The 19,064-nt window shown below is 39.0% G+C and carries 18 protein-coding genes and 2 pseudogenes; 3 read left to right on the top strand and 17 right to left on the bottom strand.

The annotated features are described in order from the left end of the window. Positions 1-256: 256 nt before the first annotated feature. The 8 genes from EEL30_08410 to pstB all read right to left on the bottom strand — a co-directional run bounded on the left by EEL30_08410 (position 257) and on the right by pstB (position 6,041). Positions 257-607: a type II toxin-antitoxin system PemK/MazF family toxin gene (locus EEL30_08410; GenBank protein ID QDX92366.1), complete on the bottom strand. Its 351-nt coding sequence runs from the start codon at positions 605-607 to the stop codon at positions 257-259. A 3-nt stretch (positions 608-610) separates the two neighbouring features. Continuing rightward, a complete protein-coding gene (locus tag EEL30_08405; protein ID QDX92365.1) occupies positions 611-910 on the bottom strand; it encodes a ribbon-helix-helix protein, CopG family in 300 nt (99 codons plus the stop codon). Between the two features lie 141 nt (positions 911-1,051). After that, complete coding sequence (alr, locus tag EEL30_08400) at positions 1,052-2,257, bottom strand: alanine racemase (protein QDX92364.1); 1,206 nt, start codon at positions 2,255-2,257, stop codon at positions 1,052-1,054. Positions 2,258-2,260: 3 nt separating this feature from the next. Further along, on the bottom strand, positions 2,261-2,704 hold the full coding sequence (locus EEL30_08395) for a hypothetical protein (protein ID QDX92363.1): 444 nt from the start codon (positions 2,702-2,704) through the stop codon (positions 2,261-2,263). Between the two features lie 239 nt (positions 2,705-2,943). Next, positions 2,944-3,975 carry a DUF4367 domain-containing protein gene (locus tag EEL30_08390; GenBank protein ID QDX92362.1) on the bottom strand — a complete coding sequence of 344 codons (1,032 nt, stop codon included), beginning with the start codon at positions 3,973-3,975 and terminating at the stop codon, positions 2,944-2,946. Positions 3,976-4,322: 347 nt separating this feature from the next. After that, on the bottom strand, positions 4,323-4,556 hold the full coding sequence (locus EEL30_08385) for a gamma-type small acid-soluble spore protein (GenBank protein ID QDX92361.1): 234 nt from the start codon (positions 4,554-4,556) through the stop codon (positions 4,323-4,325). 216 nt (positions 4,557-4,772) lie between these two features. Next, positions 4,773-5,105 carry an ArsR family transcriptional regulator gene (locus tag EEL30_08380; GenBank protein ID QDX92360.1) on the bottom strand — a complete coding sequence of 111 codons (333 nt, stop codon included), beginning with the start codon at positions 5,103-5,105 and terminating at the stop codon, positions 4,773-4,775. 183 nt (positions 5,106-5,288) lie between these two features. After that, a complete protein-coding gene (gene pstB / locus EEL30_08375; protein QDX92359.1) occupies positions 5,289-6,041 on the bottom strand; it encodes a phosphate ABC transporter ATP-binding protein in 753 nt (250 codons plus the stop codon). 192 nt (positions 6,042-6,233) lie between these two features. On the opposite strand from pstB, the gene EEL30_08370 reads away from it, so the two are divergent. After that, a complete protein-coding gene (locus EEL30_08370) occupies positions 6,234-6,428 on the top strand; it encodes a DUF378 domain-containing protein (GenBank protein ID QDX92358.1) in 195 nt (64 codons plus the stop codon). 102 nt (positions 6,429-6,530) lie between these two features. On the opposite strand, the gene EEL30_08365 is transcribed toward EEL30_08370, so the two are convergent. The 6 genes and pseudogenes from EEL30_08365 to EEL30_08340 form a co-directional block, all read right to left on the bottom strand. After that, complete coding sequence (locus EEL30_08365; protein ID QDX92357.1) at positions 6,531-7,052, bottom strand: spore gernimation protein; 522 nt, start codon at positions 7,050-7,052, stop codon at positions 6,531-6,533. Positions 7,053-7,073: 21 nt separating this feature from the next. Beyond that, entirely contained in the window at positions 7,074-8,750 is a 1,677-nt protein-coding gene (locus EEL30_08360) for an AMIN domain-containing protein (GenBank protein QDX92356.1), read from the bottom strand. 275 nt (positions 8,751-9,025) lie between these two features. Then, on the bottom strand, positions 9,026-9,448 hold the full coding sequence (locus EEL30_08355) for a hypothetical protein (GenBank protein ID QDX92355.1): 423 nt from the start codon (positions 9,446-9,448) through the stop codon (positions 9,026-9,028). 74 nt (positions 9,449-9,522) lie between these two features. Then, positions 9,523-9,779: pseudogene (locus EEL30_08350) on the bottom strand (hypothetical protein). A 157-nt stretch (positions 9,780-9,936) separates the two neighbouring features. Then, on the bottom strand, positions 9,937-11,556 hold the full coding sequence (locus tag EEL30_08345) for a peptide ABC transporter substrate-binding protein (protein QDX92354.1): 1,620 nt from the start codon (positions 11,554-11,556) through the stop codon (positions 9,937-9,939). Between the two features lie 172 nt (positions 11,557-11,728). After that, positions 11,729-13,363: a peptide ABC transporter substrate-binding protein gene (locus EEL30_08340; GenBank protein QDX92353.1), complete on the bottom strand. Its 1,635-nt coding sequence runs from the start codon at positions 13,361-13,363 to the stop codon at positions 11,729-11,731. Between the two features lie 513 nt (positions 13,364-13,876). Between EEL30_08340 and EEL30_08335 the strand changes: the two are divergent. Both EEL30_08335 and EEL30_08330 read left to right on the top strand, forming a co-directional pair. Beyond that, positions 13,877-15,038 (top strand): annotated as a pseudogene (locus EEL30_08335) (ThiF family adenylyltransferase). 15 nt (positions 15,039-15,053) lie between these two features. Continuing rightward, positions 15,054-16,277, top strand: coding sequence for a PqqD family protein (locus EEL30_08330; protein QDX92352.1), 1,224 nt, complete (start codon positions 15,054-15,056; stop codon positions 16,275-16,277). A gap of 62 nt (positions 16,278-16,339) precedes the next feature. Here the strand turns inward: EEL30_08330 and EEL30_08325 are convergent, their stop codons facing one another. From EEL30_08325 to EEL30_08315, 3 genes are read right to left on the bottom strand one after another with little or no spacing between them, the layout of a single operon-like run. Next, the gene (locus EEL30_08325) at positions 16,340-17,194 is read right to left on the bottom strand and encodes a MetQ/NlpA family ABC transporter substrate-binding protein (GenBank protein ID QDX92351.1); all 855 of its coding nucleotides are present in this window, start codon (positions 17,192-17,194) and stop codon (positions 16,340-16,342) included. 36 nt (positions 17,195-17,230) lie between these two features. Then, the gene (locus EEL30_08320; protein QDX92350.1) at positions 17,231-17,914 is read right to left on the bottom strand and encodes an ABC transporter permease; all 684 of its coding nucleotides are present in this window, start codon (positions 17,912-17,914) and stop codon (positions 17,231-17,233) included. Beyond that, on the bottom strand, positions 17,907-18,974 hold the full coding sequence (locus EEL30_08315; protein ID QDX95706.1) for a methionine ABC transporter ATP-binding protein: 1,068 nt from the start codon (positions 18,972-18,974) through the stop codon (positions 17,907-17,909). Before EEL30_08315 ends, EEL30_08320 begins: the two co-directional genes overlap by 8 nt. Between the last annotated feature and the right edge of the window lie 90 nt (positions 18,975-19,064).

Below are 19,064 nucleotides of genomic sequence, written 5' to 3'. Positions count from 1 at the left end.
CCCTTTGACACTCCCAAGGGGGTGCTATCGCACCAATCCGAGATGTTACGTGGAAATGCTTTTCACCATAAAATTTTGCTTTTATATTCTTAGTATAAAATTAGAACATCTAAATTAATAATTTACTTCATTAACAAATTGTGAATTATTTCTAAAAAGTAAATAAAAAATGACATTTACACCACATTTGTCCAAAAAGGCGGATGGGAAAAAGACCTATCGCATTAACTAGCGAAAGGTCCTTTTTCATCCGTTATTAAAAATCTATTAATCCGAGGCTGATCTGAAGTGATTCATTCACTCTTTCCATCATCTCATCATCTAAATGAGTGATTTTATCGGTCAACCTTTGTTTATCAATGGTTCTTATTTGTTCTAATAAGATGACAGAGTCACGATCAAACCCATATGTTTTTGCATCGATTTCCACATGTGTAGGCAGCTTTGCCTTTTGAATCTGAGCAGTGATCGCAGCGACGATAACCGTCGGACTAAATCGATTTCCAATATCGTTTTGAATAACTAATACCGGTCTGACTCCACCTTGCTCGGAGCCAACCACAGGGGAAAGGTCCGCGAAGAATACATCGCCACGTTTAACATTCACTTGCTACACCCCGCTAACTAAGCGGTCTAAGGTAAGATCGGCTTCCTCTTCTGCTTCAAAAGCCTCCGATGCCATATTGAGATTGATTTTAGCCATTTCCAAATAGCCACGTTGCATTGTTTCTCGTATAAAGCGTTTTTTCCGCTCCTTGAGGTAGAGACTCATCGCTTGGCGAATCAATTCACTTCGATTTGATCTCTCTTTTTGCACGACTCCGTCTACCTCTTGCAATAAATGTTGCGGCAAACTGATCATGATACGTTTTGTATTGCTTTTAGACAAGACAAATCCACCTCCAGCCATGACCGTACCCTCTGTTCTCGAACGCTTTCCGTTCTCTTCTTATCAGTACCATTATGTCGAATCATATGCAAAAATATACCTTTTTGATGCTTTTTACAGATGCATAATACATTCATCTTAAAAGGTATTCGATCTTTTCCGCTAAATTCCTGCCATTTTTCGATATTCTTCCAAGAACTTATTGGCAATTCCATGACAGATACCGACAATTTTCCCATTTCGTAGATAAACACGAGGAATGCGATAATTGAGCATACATGTCACTTCATAATTGATCGTTCCTAAGCAATCGGCAATTTCATCGAGAGTAATCTCTTCATTTTCCTGCTTACCATACAAGACCACTTCATCTCCAACCTGAGCATCCCCCGCATGGATATGAAGAATGGTTTGATCCATACACACTCTTCCCACAATGGGTACTCGTTTCCCATGACATAATGCGACACCTCGATTAGACAATAAACGTGGAAATCCATCTCCATATCCGATTGGTACAGTAGCTATCTGTTCTTGATCGGTGGTTGTATAGGTGGCTCCATAGCTGACTGTGGAATGCGGGGGCAAAATTTTAACATGGGATATCCGGGTTTTTAAGCTGAGGGCTGGCCTTAAATCAAGGTTATGCTGTTGTTTAATGAAATCGGAAGGATACAATCCGTATAAGCCTATGCCTAATCGGATCAAATCATAACTCCATTCTGGAAAAACAATAGCTGCAGCCGTATTATTGCAGTGAATGAGAGGAAGCTTATAGCCTGCTGTCTCAACAGCTTTCAGACGTTCTTGAAAAAGGGCATGCTGTCCCTTTACATGTGTAGTGTCTTCCTCGTCCGCACAAGCAAAGTGCGTGAATACTCCAACCCAGCGCATTGATTCGTTCATCGTTATTGTATGAATCAGTTCCAGTAATTCTGCCTCATCACTAACCCCAATGCGCCCCATACCTGTGTCTACTTTTACATGAACCTCCAGATATTTAGAACTACCTAGCAATAGGTCGGCAACCTCGTGTAGCCACTGTAGATGATAAACAGTCAATTGAATGTTCTCTTCTACAGCGGTTCGCATAGCGTCTACAGGGGTATAACCTAAAACGAGGATTGGTGCTGTAATACCTGCTTGTCGCAGCACAAGCGCCTCGTCTAGAGCAGCCACCGCTAGTCTGGTAGCTCCATGCGCAAGTGCTTCTCTGGCCGTATATTCTGAACCGTGACCATATCCATCCGCTTTTACTACAGCCATAATTTCCGAGTGGGCAGGGATATGTTGGCGTAGGGCAGAGACATTAGCCGCAATCGCATCTAAATCAACTTCTATCCATGTATCGCGGGCATATGGCTTCATTAATTATCGCCTCTTATTCTTTCTGTTAATAACATGCAGTCTTTCATTTAAATGAGCTAGAAATTTATGAGATATCATGAGAGGCATCCGTTTCCCATTGATACGATACATGTGTCTACCTTCAATAATCGGCTCTACTTGCGTCAGTGGATATGCTGTCTCTTGTCCCCGAATGTTGATAATCAGATGAGATTTGGTCACAGTATAAATAGGACGAAGACTCCATTTATAAAAGAAGGGAGCTAATCCCACCAGTGCCACTGCACTTGCTATGGCAAATACTTTAAATACTGTGCTATCCCGATCTCCAAACAAACCTGACAGCAGAATCATTATTATCACAAAAAGGACCGTTTCCATAATTCTCATCTTTGCATTCTTACGTAAGAATAAATCTGAATAGGTTGCTTTTTCGTGATAGAGTACCTCACCATATTCATGTTTCATCTAAGCTGGATCACCCCTTATAAGTAACTCGTTACGTATCTTACCGTTTTTTTAGGGGGCCTGTCAATGAACCTATAGGAAATGTCAGAAAAATTTGTATATATTTGTCGATATGACATGGCGAGGATGACCACCAAAGAAGTCTGGACAATAAAAATTCTTTATTTTTATAGGCGAAGAGTACGACATACAGTAAAAAGAGACGAAGATTTCCTTCGTCCCTTCTCGCTTTTACACTCTTATTTTCCGCCTACTCCATAAGTAGATTGTGCTACTTTTAGCATCTCATCCTCCGGCAGGTCTCCGGATAGTGTAAATTCGACACCATCCAACTCCCATTTGAGGATACGCTTTTCTTCAGCAGTCTGATACAGAACACCAATGGTAAAACCTAGATCAACCGGCATTCCCTGTTCATAGGAGACGGTAGCAGCAGTTGGACGACTTTCCATCAAGGAATAGTTGTACTCTCCTTTAAACTGTAACAATACGCTCTTCTCTTCATTATGAGTCACTGGTTCAATGTTGTTTAGCTTAATTCCTTCTGGTACATAGGTAGGTTGTATAACACCAAATTGGCCCGTCGGTTTTTTCACACCTGTTTCTGTTTGACCCATAGTGGGAACAGAAGGGAGGGCACTTGTCATATTCTTGTCTTTATCAAAAGCATCTTTCGGAAATTCAGGATTAAAGTTGAATTCAGTAAAGTTAATCTCTACCAACTTATTCATGTTATTATCCATAATCTCCGCTTTCTTGGGTCTCAAATCATTGCTCATCCAAATCTTTTGCTTACTAAATGAACGATTACCACTGTAGTTAGCCTTTACTTCAAAGACATACTCTTTATCATCCATTTTCAATTTACGCTCCGCATCATTTACTATGCTGTTAACCAACGTTTCATATAAATAGAGAGGGCCATTATTTTCTGGCCATCCACTTTGGAAACGGAAGCTTTTTTTGAGATGTGGGGTTAAAACAAAAACACCTTCATCATTGCGTAAAATGATTTGAGTAATATTACGCTGTTTAGACGTGAGGGCTACACGATAATTGTTTTGTTTAGAAAACCAGACCTCTACATCATATTCTTGTGGTGTTGTACCGGTTTGCAGGGTCAACACTGCATTTGTTTTATAACCGGTAATTTTGTCCATCTTCCCTCCTAATTCATTCACTACATCCTCTGGTGTCTTTGTCCCGAAGCATCCCGTCACGAACAGCGAGAGCACCAACAGCATGACTAAACTTACAGCTCCACGTTTCATTACCTCAACTCCCCTTGTCTTGATTCGACAATGAAGGGCTTGACTGTCTATTTCCTAGGAAATTTGTCAGATGTTTATCCAGTTCCAGGCAACATATGCTACACTCCGACTGAATCTTTTACATGCCGCAAATATTCCTGCGCTAACAGAACTTTAGCAAGGTCTGTAGAGCTAACAGTTTCCCCTCCTGCTCTATGCGTTATATATCTATGAGCTTTCTCGTCCCAATATGCAGACAAGTTGGAGTTTGTCATGTATACAATAACAAAAATTACTTTTTATATAAATTATATTAAAGTAAATAAAAAGACCCTCACCACGTGGGTGAAGGTCTTCCGCGAAACCTATTATTCGGTAGCGTTGTTTTGTTGAGCAGCATGAGCAACAGAAGCTTGGTTCTGCTTTCTCACTTGAGCTACGTTTGTTTCGCTTGCGAACTCAGTCGCTGTATTTTGTTGAGCAGCACGAGCAGCAGAAGCTTGGTTTTGATTTTGCACTTGAGCTACGTTTGTTTCACTTGCAAACTCAGTCGCTGTGTTTTGTTGAGCAGCATTGTTCAAACCTTGTTGTTTGTTTTTCATAGATAATCTCACCTCCCTTGATGACACATATAATTTGTGCCGAATCAAAAGGGAGTATCCACGCCTTATTTTAACAGGTATATCTCATTGATAATGTTTTTTTAAACAAGCATTTAACTGTGCTACTTGACCGGGAAAATTCCGCAGGATAATTATGACCATACAAAAAAGGAGCCTCTATTAGCACTCCTTTTTTTGTATGGTGGTCGTTCCTATTTAACTACTTAGGGTAACGCGTTGTTGTTTATCAACAAGTGGCTTAACATCAGGCAAATGCTCAAGAATAATCTTCATCATCGGAGCAGCATCGTTGTTTAGAGAGTAAAACACCCAGGCACCACGGCGCTCTTCTTTTACTAACCCTTGTCCTTTTAGTTTAGCTAAATGCTGTGAAACGGATGGCTGAGAAGCTTGTAAAATTTCTACCAAATCACGTACACACAGAGACTGTACTTGTAGCAGAGCCATAATGGTTAATCTCGTCTTGTCACCGAGTAGTTTGAATAGGTCAGCAAGCACCATCATTTGAATCATATCTGTGGTTTCCATATACTTCCCACCTTTGTATAAACTTTCTTATCCAGTATACTATACGGGTAGTGATAATTGGAATCCAAGGTTTTGATTTCTCAGAGTAATAGCACGATTTTTACAGTTACAAAGGAATGGAAGTAAAAAAAAGAACGGCTTAGCCGCTCTTCAAAATAAAGGGGGTATAACTGTATCTCATAATCAGCCAAAACGGCCGGAGATATAATCCTTAAGGCGTTGGTCAGTAGGATTCTCAAACATCTCAGTGGTTTTCTTGCTCTCAATGCACTCACCTTGTAAAAAGAAAGCTGTTTTATCGGAGACGCGGGCTGCTTGTTGCATATTATGTGTCACCATTACTAACGTATAGCTTTCCTTTAGCTGTACCAATAGCTCCTCTATTTTAGCTGTAGCTATAGGATCAAGTGCAGATGTTGGTTCATCTAACAGAATGACTTCTGGTTCTATAGCCAGCGCTCGTGCAATGCACAAACGTTGCTGTTGACCTCCCGATAAACCATGCGCAGGCTTATGCAAGCTATCCTTTACCTCTTCCCACAAAGCTGCTTTTTGCAAGCTAGCCTCAACTAATTCCTCTAACCGATTCTTATCCTTTATACCATGTAGCTTCGGTCCATATACAATGTTCTCATAAATGCTTTTTGGAAAAGGAGTAGGCTTTTGAAACACCATTCCGACTTGTTTACGTAATTGCTCAACATCCCAATTGGCATCATATATATTTTTACCAGCAATCTGAATGCTTCCTGTAATTCTAACTTGTGGAATCATATCATTCATGCGGTTAATTGTCCGTAAAAAGGTTGATTTTCCACAGCCGGAAGGACCGATTAAAGCGGTAATTGATTTTGGTTCAATGTCCATTTCAATATGTTTTAAAGCATGGGTTAAACCATAATATACATGCAGGTCTTGCACCTTAATCATGCTCAAGAGTTTCGCTCCTCTCCTTGCTTCTATACACAGATTACCTTACACACATGAAGGCTGTATTAGGTTTATGTAAATTTTTTTTAAAGGTGAGTAGAACGAAAACAGCTTGCTTTTATACTAAACAATCGATGAATAATCTAATTTTGAAAAGGAAATCATGAAACTACTTAGAAGAAAGGAGTGAGTAGAGGTATGGATAAATTAGCATTACTTCTTGTGATTATTGGTGCTATCAACTGGGGACTAATTGGTCTATTCCATTTTGATTTAGTTGCAACTCTGTTTGGGGGCATGGGCTCTATCTTGAGCCGTATTATTTACACGTTAGTAGGTATTGCCGGAATTTATGCTATCAAGTTTTTTGGGAGTAACCGTCAACGTACGTAGTAAATGACTTATACTTGTAAGTAAAACTATAAAAGCGGTGCGTCAATTATAGACACACCGCTTTTTGTTTCTATCTTCATTATATTCAGGGTTGCTACATGGTTATGGTGTAGAGCGAGTTAACGGTTCATCTATACTAACATGCCCCATCAGTGATTCTGTCTCCTTACCATCTACGAGAACAATGATTTTCATAACCTCGGGGAATTGAAACATGGTCTGTTTTAACGCATCAATAGCAAAACCCTCACCGCCGGAACCCAAATTGTATTGGTTTGTTCCCTTAGCATCAATGGTTAATGTTCCATTTTCAAACGTAATAGAATGGTAACCGAAATCTTTCCAAAGTGGATTATGTTCAGGCTTGGTTGGTTTCCCTAGTAGCTCCATTGCCTTTTCGTACTTGGCCTTATCAGACTCTGGCTTGTTAATCTGTTGCTTTTCTTCCACCAGTTTAGTTACATCGTTGTCCACGTAGTATAGCGTAAGCGTTTGTTGCTTTTCTTCCTTAGCAGTCTGTTCAGATGTAGTGCCGTTTCCTGGCTCCACAGCCACAGGATTATTGCTACATGCAGCCACCAATAGGGCAAGAACGGCATACATGACAAATGCTATCCGTTTCATTTCACACCCTCCTCTTTTTTATCAATAGGTTTGATAATATTCCACAATCGCATCTGCTAATGATTTAGCTACTTTATCTTGAAATTGCGGCGACATTAATTGAGTATTTTCGACTTGATTGGTTAGGAAGCCTGTTTCTGTCAATACCGCAGGCATATTAGTGTTCTTTATCACATAGAAATTATTTTGTTTTACTTTTCGATCTGGGAATTGGGTCGCTGCCAACAAATGTTTATGAACAACACGAGCTAAATCCAAGCTATTCTGATTGTAATAGTATGTTTCTGTTCCTCTTGTTTCGGGATTAAAGGCGTTAGCATGCACAGAGATGAATACATCTGCATTTATCTCATTAGCTATATCTGTACGCTCCTTTAACGTCAAATACGTATCGGTACTACGGGTTGCCACCACTTGAAATTCTTTGTGCTGTTTTAGATACTCCACTAAACGATTAGCTACAGACAAAGTAAAATCTTTTTCATAGTTTCCAACCGTTCCTTTGGCTCCCACATCATGTCCGCCATGTCCTGCATCTACAACTATTAGGTATCCTGTTTTTTGCGGCTTGGCCTGTAATTGCAGTTTTACACCGTCATTTGTCGGTACTAGCTGATAACTACTTGCCCGATTCAATTCAACTACAACTCTGACCATTTTTGGATTGTCTTGATACTGGCTGTATCGAATGGTACGAATAAGCGGTTGAGTCTGTTGAGAGACGGTGCTAAGGGATTCCTCACCTGTGTTTAGCTCCCTATTTTCTAGTTTTTCTGGACTATCTGTTTGAGAGACGTAATGATCGGAAGATGCGCTATCTTTTCCTTGGTCAATCACAATCTCTTTACTTTCCTGATCACGCATCTTATTGGATAGTTCCATTTCTGGGAAATCCATTACAATCCGATGGGGATTTTGTAAGACTGATACAGTTGGAGTTACCTTATATCTGGTTTCCATCTGAACACTGTCATCTTGTGGGTCAATCCCTGTCAATCTGTTCATACGAGTGATTACCACTTCATTGCGCTTTTCATCCCACTCTGCTACATCTGCTCCGATACTTGCTTCTACATCTTGTAACGATACAACGGTCGTCGTGGAATCAATCACTTTCTTCCAACTGGCTTTGGCAGTTAGTTCGTCTTGTGAAACACCCATCCTGTCTGCAATTGCCTTCACTGGTACTAAAATTTTGTCCTCCCAGCGATATACTTTTTCACTGGCGGACAGAGATTGTCCATTAATTTGCGCCTTAATTGGTTGGTTGACAATTACCGTACGGCTGTCATTATCCCATCCTACCGTAGCTCCCAGCGCTTCCCCCACAAATCGTAGAGGCAACAACATCCGATTATTAACGAGCTCAGGCATAGCCTCCAAGGTTTGCGCTTTACCATTTATGTAAGCATTCTTGTTGTTGAGCTGCAAAACGACCTCTTGATTATCTTTCGTAATCTTGGCCTTCCGCTCAGCCTGATTCCAATCCATCTTTGCTCCCAAACCTTCTGCAATAACGCGAACAGGGACAAGGGTACGTTCTTTAGAGATGACCGGAGGAACTTCCGCATTAATACTCCTGCCTTCAATTCGTAATTGTACATTGCCCTGTGTCGATTGTCCCGCGGCCTCTATTGCCTGGGGTGCCATCCAAATGAAACTGCTCAAGGCAACTAAGCCTAAAACAAACTTTTTCAAAATTTCTCCTCCCCTATCTTGCTGTTCATTTCTTTAGACGTAACTTGTCGAAAAAAGTTTTAGGCTCTTGGTACTAAAAATTCTTACTTTTATTAGGTAACGCCTACATATGATAGCAGAACCATCTCGTTAATGGTTACTATTCACACTTTTCAAACAATAAATAAGCTTTAGTACTTCGTAACATAGAAAAAACTGTCCCCAAAAGTTTTCACTCAAAGGGACAGTTCTTTACTATGCTCTCTTTCTGAACCATTTTTACAAACTCATTTTCGTTACCGTTTTTTTGAAACATTTTTTACTGGAACTGGTAGACTATTTGTTTGGAGATTACCTAATAGCTGTTGAACCATATTTGCTACCGCAGGATTAGATAATAACTTCATTGTATCCTTCATCTTGGAGGTAGATAATTGAGGTACCATCTTACTAATTTCCGGCATCATAGAACCTATTTGAGGAAGCAAGGGTAACACCTGCTCTAAATTAATTCCTAGCTTTGCCTTTGGAGCTTCTTCTACAATAATAGGCTCTGGTTTTTTTCTCTTTGGAAAAAGACTAAAGCTAAGCCTTTTACGTTCTTGCTCAACAGGTCTTAATCTTCCCAGCATGTTTTTAATTTCATAAATTTCTTGTCGGAGATGGGCCATTTCTTGTTGAACATGTACATGCTGGTTTTGCTGTAGCGTAGATAGCACCCTTTCCAATTCTTTGTTCTGGGTTGGATTTCGACGTTTAAAAGGTGTCTTTCTAGAAATGACAACCCTCTCCTTTACTTCAGCCCTCTTCTGATTTTGTCTAGATCGCTCTGGTCTAATCCTTTTTTCTTTAATTGATCCAGCATACCTCCAACGTCTTTCTTCTGCATCAATTTTTTACTTGCTCTGTGTAATTGTCCAAATCCTTTTTTGATAAATCTTTTCCTGATCTCCTGCCCAAATCCTTGATGACTTCACGGATACCTGATTCGGTTTTTAATTTATTCTTGTCAACTGTCGCCGCCATCTTCAAAATTTTTCCCCAGTCCATAATCATCCTCCCTTGTTCTCATCGTTCTCTTTACTCTATGAAATAGATAGTCAACTCGCTTGGTCATTTGTCCCACCAAAACAGAAAAAAACAGAATTCCGTCTGGAACTCTGTTTTCCCTGTTACCTTTTATTCTGTTTTCCCTGCGTCTACATGTTTATTCAAAGGAAGTCAACTTGAAATCTACATTACCCATTGCGTCTACAACAACACCTTTCAGGTTGTCATTTTGTAGCCAAACATTGGAGTCAAAGTAAATCGGAATAACCGGCATATCTTCCATAATGATTTTCTCGGCTTCTGCCAAATAACCATTACGTACATCTGGATTGGTTTCGGCATCTGCTTTATTTAGCAATTCCTTGTATTTTGCATTTTCCCACTTGGTGTCGTTGTTACCACCTGTTTTATCTTTAAACATTTGTAGGAAGCTAATTGGATCGTTGTAGTCAGCATTCCAGCCATTGCGACCTACTTGGAAGTTACCTCTGTGCATGTCATCAATGAATACTTTCCACTCTTTGTTAGTCAGCTTCACTTCAATATCAAAAGCTTTTTTCCACTGATCTTGAATCGTCTCCGCAATCTTCTTATGTTTTTCCGCTGTGTTAAAGGAAATTTCGATTGGAGGTAGCTTTGTTAAGCCTTCTTCCTTCATACCTTCCGCTAAAAGCTTTTTCGCCATATCCACATCACTATCTTTAAAGAAGCCTTCTTTTGTTAAAGCCATGGTTGGAGGTAAAAGATTAGTAGCCGGGATTTGACCAGATTGTGTAATGTTATCTGTGATTGTTTTACGATCAATTGCGTATGCAAATGCTTTACGGATTTTCGCATTATTAAATGGTGCTTTTTCCGTATTAAACTTGTACCAGTAGATACCTGCTTTAGGTTGGATATGTGCCTTGCCGGATGCCTTGTTAGGAGCAATCGCATCAATTGGTAACATACCATTAGGTTGACCTGCCCAATCAAGGTCTCCATTTTCAAACATAGACAACTCTGTATTTTCATCATCGATCATTTGATAGATGATTTTTTCTAATTTCACGTTATCTTTATCCCAATATTTATCGTTTTTCACAAGGACAATCTCATTCTTGTGCTTCCAGGATTCCATTTTAAATGGTCCGTTACCAACATGTGTACTTGCTTCTCCTGCCCATTTATCGCTAGATGTCACGACTTTTTCGTTTACAGGGTAAAGAGTATAGAAAGCTGTTAGCTCCAAGAAGAATGGCGTTGGGTTGTTCAAGGTTACTTCAAGCGTGTGTTCATCAATTGCTTTTACACCTACGTCCTCAGCCTTTGCATTCCCTTTATTATAAGCTTCTGCATTTTTCAAATAATACAATTGATACGCATAAGAAGCTGCTGTCTTTGGATTAAGTACTCGTTTCCAAGCATATTCAAAATCTTTTGCAGTTAACTTTTCACCGTTAGCCCACTCAGAATCACGTAAATCAAATGTATAAGTTTTGCCATCTTCTGAAATTTTATAATCTTTCGCTACTGAGTTAGTTACTTTCCCGTCTTTGCCTGAGCGCATCAAACCATCAAAGGTAGCCATCAAAATCGCAGAAGAAGCATTGTCATCTGCTAAACCAGGGTCCGCAGTAGGCGGTTCTGAATGTAAATTTACACGTAGAACTTGTTCATGGGTACTACCACTACCACTAACTGCTCCCGGTTTATTCTCAGAGGCTGTACCACAGCCAGCCAGAGCTGTACTAAGAACTAAAATGGAGCTTAAAGCTGCAAAAACGCTTTTATTCATGTGTATATGCCCCCCAAAAAAGATATATACAATTAAATATACCCTGTTTTTTTCGAGAACAAACACTTTTATAATAATAATTAATTTTAATTTATGTTATAAAATTTACATTTATAAGTTTAAAAAAATAAAGAGAAGCATAGTCTGCCTCTCTTTATTATATCTTTTGATCTTATTTTTCTAAATCTGCCCATTTCCAGTCGATGTTACCCATAGCATCAAAGCTTACACCTTTCAGCTTAGGATTTTGCACCCAAGAATCAGTGTAGTAGTAAACTGGAACAACTGGCAATTCGTCCATAAAGATTTCTTCTGCCTTTTGTAGTATTTCGTCACGTTTGGCCTTGTCTAGCTCTTTTTGGGAGTCGTTTACAAGTTTTTTGTATTCAGCATTTTCCCAGTTCGTATCGTTGTTTCCGCCCTTTTTGTCACGGAATAGTTCAATAAAGTTAATTGGATCGTTAAAGTCAGCATTCCAGCCCATACGTCCTACTTGGTAGTTACCTTGGTGTAGTTTATCCAAATATACTTTCCACTCGGCGTTTTCAATTCTCACGTCAACATCTAAAGCCTTTTTCCATTGGTCTTGAACTGCCTCAGCAATTTTTTTATGGTTTTCAGATGTATTGATAGAAATGGTTACTGGTGGAAGCTTTGTTATGCCCAGCTCTTTCATACCTTCTTGGAGTAACTGCTTAGCTGTGTCTACATCGTTATCTTTAAAATAACCTTCTTTATTGAAAGACATTGTAGGAGGTAGCATACCCATTGCAGGCTGTTGTCCTGATTGCGTTACGTTTTTAACGATGGCTTCACGATCAACCGCATAGGCAAATGCTTTACGGATTTTCACGTTGTTAAACGGTGCTTTTTCTGTATTAAATTTGTACCAGTAAATAGATGCTTTCGGTTTTGTAATTAGTTCATTACTTTGTTGCAGCGCTGGAATAGAATCCAAAGGAACGTTACTTAATGGAGCACCAGCCCAATCTAACTCTCCATTTTGATACATGGAAAGCTCTGTATTCTCATCCTCAACCATTGAGAATTCAATTTTGTCGATTTTTACAACATCAGCATCCCAGTAATGTTCGTTCTTTTCAAGTGTCAACTTACTTTTGTGTTCCCAATTCGTCATCTTAAATGGTCCATTACCAACAATCGTCTTAGCTTCTTTTGCCCAGTCTTTGTTGGATTCAACCAATTTCTTATTTACAGGATAGTACGTATAGAAGCTAGTCAATTCTAGGAAGAACGGAGTTGGGTTAGCCAATTCTACTTCCAATGTTTTATCGTCAGTAGCTTTTACTCCTACATCCTCTTTTTTACCTTTGCCTGTTCTAAAAGCTTCTCCACCCTTAATGTAGTCGAGTTGGTATGCATAGTTAGAAGCTGTAGCAGGATCCAATGCTCGTTTCCAAGCAAATTCAAAGTCATGAGCTGTTAAAGGCTCACCATTACTCCATTTAGCATCTCTCAAATGGAATGTATATTTTGTACCATCCTCAGAAACATCAATTTTTTCTGCAACGGATGGTTGTGGTTTTCCATCTTTATCTGTACGAGTTAAGCCGTCAAAGATTGCGCGAACAACCGCACCGGAAGTTGAGTCTTCCGCAATACCAGGGTCAGATGTAGGAGGCTCAGTGTGCATATTCATACGCAATACTTTTGGTTCACCATTTGTTTCTTGCTTGGACGCATCAGTAGAACCCGGTGCTGCTGTATTACTGTTACCTCCGCAACCTGCTAAAGCTACACCCAAAACTAAAACTGAACTCATTAGCACAAAAATATTCTTTTTCATCTTTTTGTGTCCCCCTTATTTCTTTCTCATATGCTTTACTATACTCTTTTTCTGAATAATATAATATAATTTCCTTTTACATTTAATTATTTTTTATTAATTATCAAGATAAATAAATTAAAATAAAATATATATACAGAAAAATCCTTTTAAAAATGAAATTACTGGAAATTATTATTGATTCCAATCAAATAATGGTAAATTTGATGTTATCGTTCTGGTACATCCGAGTATGATTTATACCAATTAATGAATCACTCTTCTCTACTTACTATACGAATAGGGGCGCTCGTTTATACAGCTGTAATCGCAAAAAACGAACATAAAAGCTATATATATTGAAAATTACAAATTTATATTGAAATACGAAAAATAAAAGGATAGAATTTTTATTAGATAATTCTGACAAATAATAATTTCATTACATGCTTCCTGTTATTATCAAAATGAGATAGGGATAGTTGCGTCAGCTATCCCTATCATTGTTTGTAAAATTGAAAGGAGAAGGATTGCATGCAACAGAAGCCTATCGTAAAAGAAATTCACCCTATTATCGAAATTGGATCCGACACTCTCCAATTTGGACAAGTATCTGGCTTCATTAATCAAATTCCCGATGAAACTGGTTCCATAAAAACATTAATTCACTTACTTGATGGTAGTCGTACCCTTGATGAAATACATAAGTTGCTTGCCAGCAGACACCCAGAAGTTACATTTGGGGAACTAACTGAAGCAATAACCGCTCTTAATTCCCTCGGTTATATAGAAGATAAGACCTGGGAAGAAACAACATCACTAACGACAGCTCAAAAGGAACGCTATCGGGCTAATATCCGTTTCTTTTCGATTTATTCCGATATAGACAATCCACCGAGTAAGGTTCAAGAAGATTTACTTCAAAAGAAAGTAACAATACTTGGATCAGGTGCCTTTGGTTCTTCTCTCTTATCTAACTTTGCTGGTCTGGGGGTTACTAATGTTCGAATTGTCGACTTTGATCGTGTGGAGCTTAGTAACTTAAATCGCCAGTTACTTTTTAAAGAGAGTGATATTGGTCGGTTAAAAATCGACGTGACTGAAGAATTCGTTAATGAACGCAATTCAGGCATGTCTGTCGAAACCATTATGAAGAAAATTGGCTCTGCCTCTGATGTAAAAGAACTCATAGCGGGTAGTGATCTTGTTATTTTAGCAGCTGATACTCCCCTTTTTCTTCATTCAAAGATGGGTAAATACAGCATGTGTTGAACTAGGAATTCCCTTTATTGCAGGAGGAGTCAATTTAACAGAAGGAACCTTTTATCATATTCATCCTGGAAAAACTCCTTGTTTAGATTGCTTCCATCTTCATCATCATGATCAAAATCCTGATCATTACGAAGAGGAACTAAAGTATCTAATTGATTCAAAGTACCATCTTCCTACAGCAACGATTGCTCCTAATTTAGCCATTATTACAGGCATTATTGCCTCTGAAGCATGTAAAATCCTTACCGGCACAAGTCAAGTTCAATCTGAAGGTAGATATGTCACCATCAACTTTTTAACTTATGAAACAAAAATAGTTTCAGAAACAGAGCGAAAAGAACTAGATTGTCCGACCTGCGGTGAAGGTAAACGAACTCTTTCTATCTTTTCGCTGGAGCAACCAGTTGAAGAAGTGCTTAGCTAACGGAGGAAATAACGAATGGAACTAACTAATAACAGTATGTTGCGCATGCATCCCCTAAAAAAACGCCAAGTAAGTGAAGAAGAAACCATAATTGGTAGGCCCGATAAAAGTGAATATATCATGTTACCTACTTTTGCTGTTGAAATTATTGAGATGTTAGATCAGGGGCAAACCATTATTCAGGTAGCTGAAGAAATGGAAAGACGATTTGGTGAACCTGTCGATGTTCAAGATTTTGCACTTGATTTAATTAACGAATATCAATTTGTTTATACCGTAGATGGGACTGTAGTTAATGAGAAGGAGATACGCATCGATCATTTCCCTTGGATTTCCGAACGGGTTGGTAGCATATTATTCAATAAATTTACATTCTCTATCTCTATTGTCTGCTTTATATCAGCTGTAGTACTGCTCTTTTTTCATCATGAATACTTTCCAGTCTTCACCGATATTTTTAGTTCGCCATCCTTAACCGCTTCTCTTCTGTTAGCCGTTGTTGTTAATTATCTCTTTTTGTTTATACACGAAACAGCACACTTAACTGCTGTCCGTTCTCTTGGAGTTGGTAGCCGAATCGGATTTAGCCATCGCCTATTCTTCCCTGTGGCAGAGACAAATATGTCTGACATCGTTCTAGTTGAACCAAATAAGCGTTATCCTGCCTACTTTGCTGGAATGTCTGGAGATGCCATTTTTTTTAGTATTGGTGTCTGGCTCCTGTTTGCTCATGATGTAGGAGTCATCACATTAACTGATTTCATGCTTTCCTTTATTAAACTAATCAATTTGAATTTCTTAATGGCTCTCGGCTTTCAATTCATGTTCTTTATGAGAACGGATATTTACTATGTATTCACCAACTTTTTTGGCTGTAATAATCTATTGGATAATACTCAATTGTTCCTACGTAAATTGTACCGAAAATGGACTCCTGCCGAACAAGAAATATGGGACACGGTAGATATGCGTGAGAAACAAGTGATTCGCTGGTACTCGATCTTCTTTTTGTTGGGCTTCTGTTTCGCGCTCTATTTCTTCTTCAATTTCTTCTTACTCCAATCAATCGAGATCATTCGCCGCATTATGACTGATTTCTTGCAATACCCTATTATCTCTTGGCAATTTGCTGATGGCATTCTCTTACTTCTATTAACATTGCTACCTTTTGGTATTGTACTCTGGTCGTGGAATCGCCAAAGAAAACTGGCTCGCAATGTAACTAGGCAAGTATCGTAAAATGTTCCGATAGAATAAAAAAACTGCCGGTTTAATCCGACAGTTTTTTTATTCACACTCCATTATTTCAGCTGTCCGACAAACAATACAGCACCATTATATTTCTTATCAATGAAGTCTTTCACTTCAGGAGAAGTCATTGCTTCAGCAAGCTTCTTAATTACTTCACTATCTTTGTTATCTTGACGAGTTGCCAATACGTTTACATTTGGATTGTCTTTACCCTCTTCTAGATAGATGGAGTTCTCAGTTGGTTTTAGACCAGCTTCCATCGCAAAGTTAGAGTTGATAACAGCTGCATCAATACCTGGATCGTCAATAGCTCGTGGCAGCATCGCTGGTTCTAGTTCTTTTAATTCTATTTTTTTCTCAACGATATCGGCTACCGTTCCATTAGTGCCCACGCCATCTTTTAATTTCAAAAGACCTGCATTTTCAAGAATAGCAAGAATACGTCCTTGCTCAACAGAAGCATTCGTAATAGCTACTACTGCACCTTGTGGAAGAGCTGCTACATCTTTGTATGCTTTTGTTTTATTAGAGTAGATACCCATTGGCTCGATGTGGATACCTGCTACATACGTAAGGTCTAGACCTTTTTCTATATTGGTTTTCTCTAACCAAGGAATGTGCTGGAAGTAGTTCGCATCTAATTCCTTTTCAGCTAGTTGTGTGTTTGGCATTACGAAATCTTGGAAAAGCACAACATCAAGATTAATGTTTTCCTTTTGTAACATCGGTTTAACCACTTCATTCAAAATCTCCGCATGAGGAACAGCGGTTGCGCCCACTTTTAGAGTTACAGGTTGTCCTTCTTGTGGTGTAGCAGTGTTATTATCTGTTTTGTTGCCAGCGCCGCAAGCAGTCAAACTCAAAGCTAATAATCCTATCGCAAGTGTTGAGAAAATCTTTTTCATCCTTTTACCCCCTTATTTTAATTCATTCCTAATTTATCAACGATGATCTAGTTTTCGCGAAATCGCGTCACCAATCATCTGAATGATTTGTACAAGAATAATCAACAAAACTGTGGTAACCAGCATGATATCTGGCTTAAATCCATTAAAGCCGTAGTTAAATGCCATAGCTCCTAAACCACCAGCTCCTACAACACCTGCCATCGCTGTATATCCTACTAAGCTAACAGCAGTAACTGTAATCCCCGAGACAATACCCGGTAAGGACTCTGGAATCAAAATTTTATAGATAATTTGCCAGTTGCTAGCGCCCATGGATTGGGCCGCTTCAATTACACCACGATTTACTTCACGAATGGATGTTTCAACCAGACGAGCAATAAACGGTGCAGATCCAACGACAAGACTGAGAATAGCCGCATTCGGTCCGATCGAGGTCTGTATTAATGCACGTGTAACTGGGATTAGGATAATAATTAATACGATGTAAGGAATCGATCTAAAGATATTAACAATAAAGCTAAGGAATTGATACAAAGCTGGCATAGGCTTTAGATGACCTTTACTTGTAATTACGAGTAAAATACCTAGCGGAATCCCAATAAGTGCGGCAAATAATAAAGAAAACAATACCATATAACTTGTTTCCCAAATGGCCTTCTGGATTAGGTCCCAGAATTTCAATACGTTTGGTAAGTAGGTCAACAGAAAATCATTCATCAGCGTTTCCCCCCTCAGCACCTCGAATGACATCGACAATAACGCCACTCTTTTTTAAGTAGGTAACAGCTTTAGATTCTGTATCAAGATCACCTGGAATCTGCACATATAAAGTACCAAAGGCAACATCTTTCAAACGTTTAATCTGTCCCTGTAAAATATTTGCTTGCACGCCTACTTCGCTAACTAATTGGCTTATCATGGATTGGCTAGCTGATCCACCCAAGAAAGTAAGACGCAGAACAGCTCCCTGTCCCAAACCATCCAGAAAATCAGGAGATAGCTGGTTATTACCAGATACTTGATTCAAGAATTCTTTGGTTGTAGTCGTTTTTGGATGGGAGAACACTTCTACGACATCACCTGCTTCAATGACGCGTCCACTTTCCATAACAGCCACTTTGTCACAAATTTTCTCGATCACGTGCATTTCATGCGTAATTAAAATAATGGTTAAACCTAGTTTGCGATTAATGTCTTGTAACAATTCCAAGATGGAATCGGTTGTTTTCGGATCCAGTGCTGATGTTGCTTCATCACATAAAAGAACGTCAGGTTGGTTAGCCAATGCTCGCGCAATACCTACACGCTGCTTTTGACCGCCAGATAATTGGGATGGATACATATCTGATTTATCAGACAACCCTACCAATTCCAATAATTCTTTTACTCTGGCTTGATGCTCCGATTTTGGCACGCCAGCAATCTCTAATGGCAATGCTACATTATCTGCTACAGTACGCGACCATAGTAAGTTAAAATGTTGAAAAACCATACCAATCTTACGTCTTGCTTTACGTAATTCACTTGGTGCTAAATTGTGGAGATGTGTATCACCCACGATAACTTCACCGCTTGTTGGGGACTCCAGTAGGTTAATCATGCGCACTAGCGTTGATTTTCCAGCTCCACTGTATCCAATGATGCCATAAATATCTCCCTGTTGGATTGTCAAATCAACACCATTTAGGGCTGTAAAGGTTCCAAAACGATTTTTAAAAACCTTTACAATGTTAGATAGTTTAATCATGAGAGTAGAATCGCCCCCTGCTCCACCCACGGCTCTGGCCGAATAGGCAATCAAATTACGTTATATCTTCGCAAAGATATCAGAATTCCTATTAGATCACTAGGAATTCGGTAAATCAAC

This window comes from Brevibacillus laterosporus (genome assembly GCA_007833815.1).
GTDB lineage: Bacteria > Bacillota > Bacilli > Brevibacillales > Brevibacillaceae > Brevibacillus_B > Brevibacillus_B laterosporus_D.
This window is presented reverse-complemented; position numbering and strand designations above follow the sequence as displayed.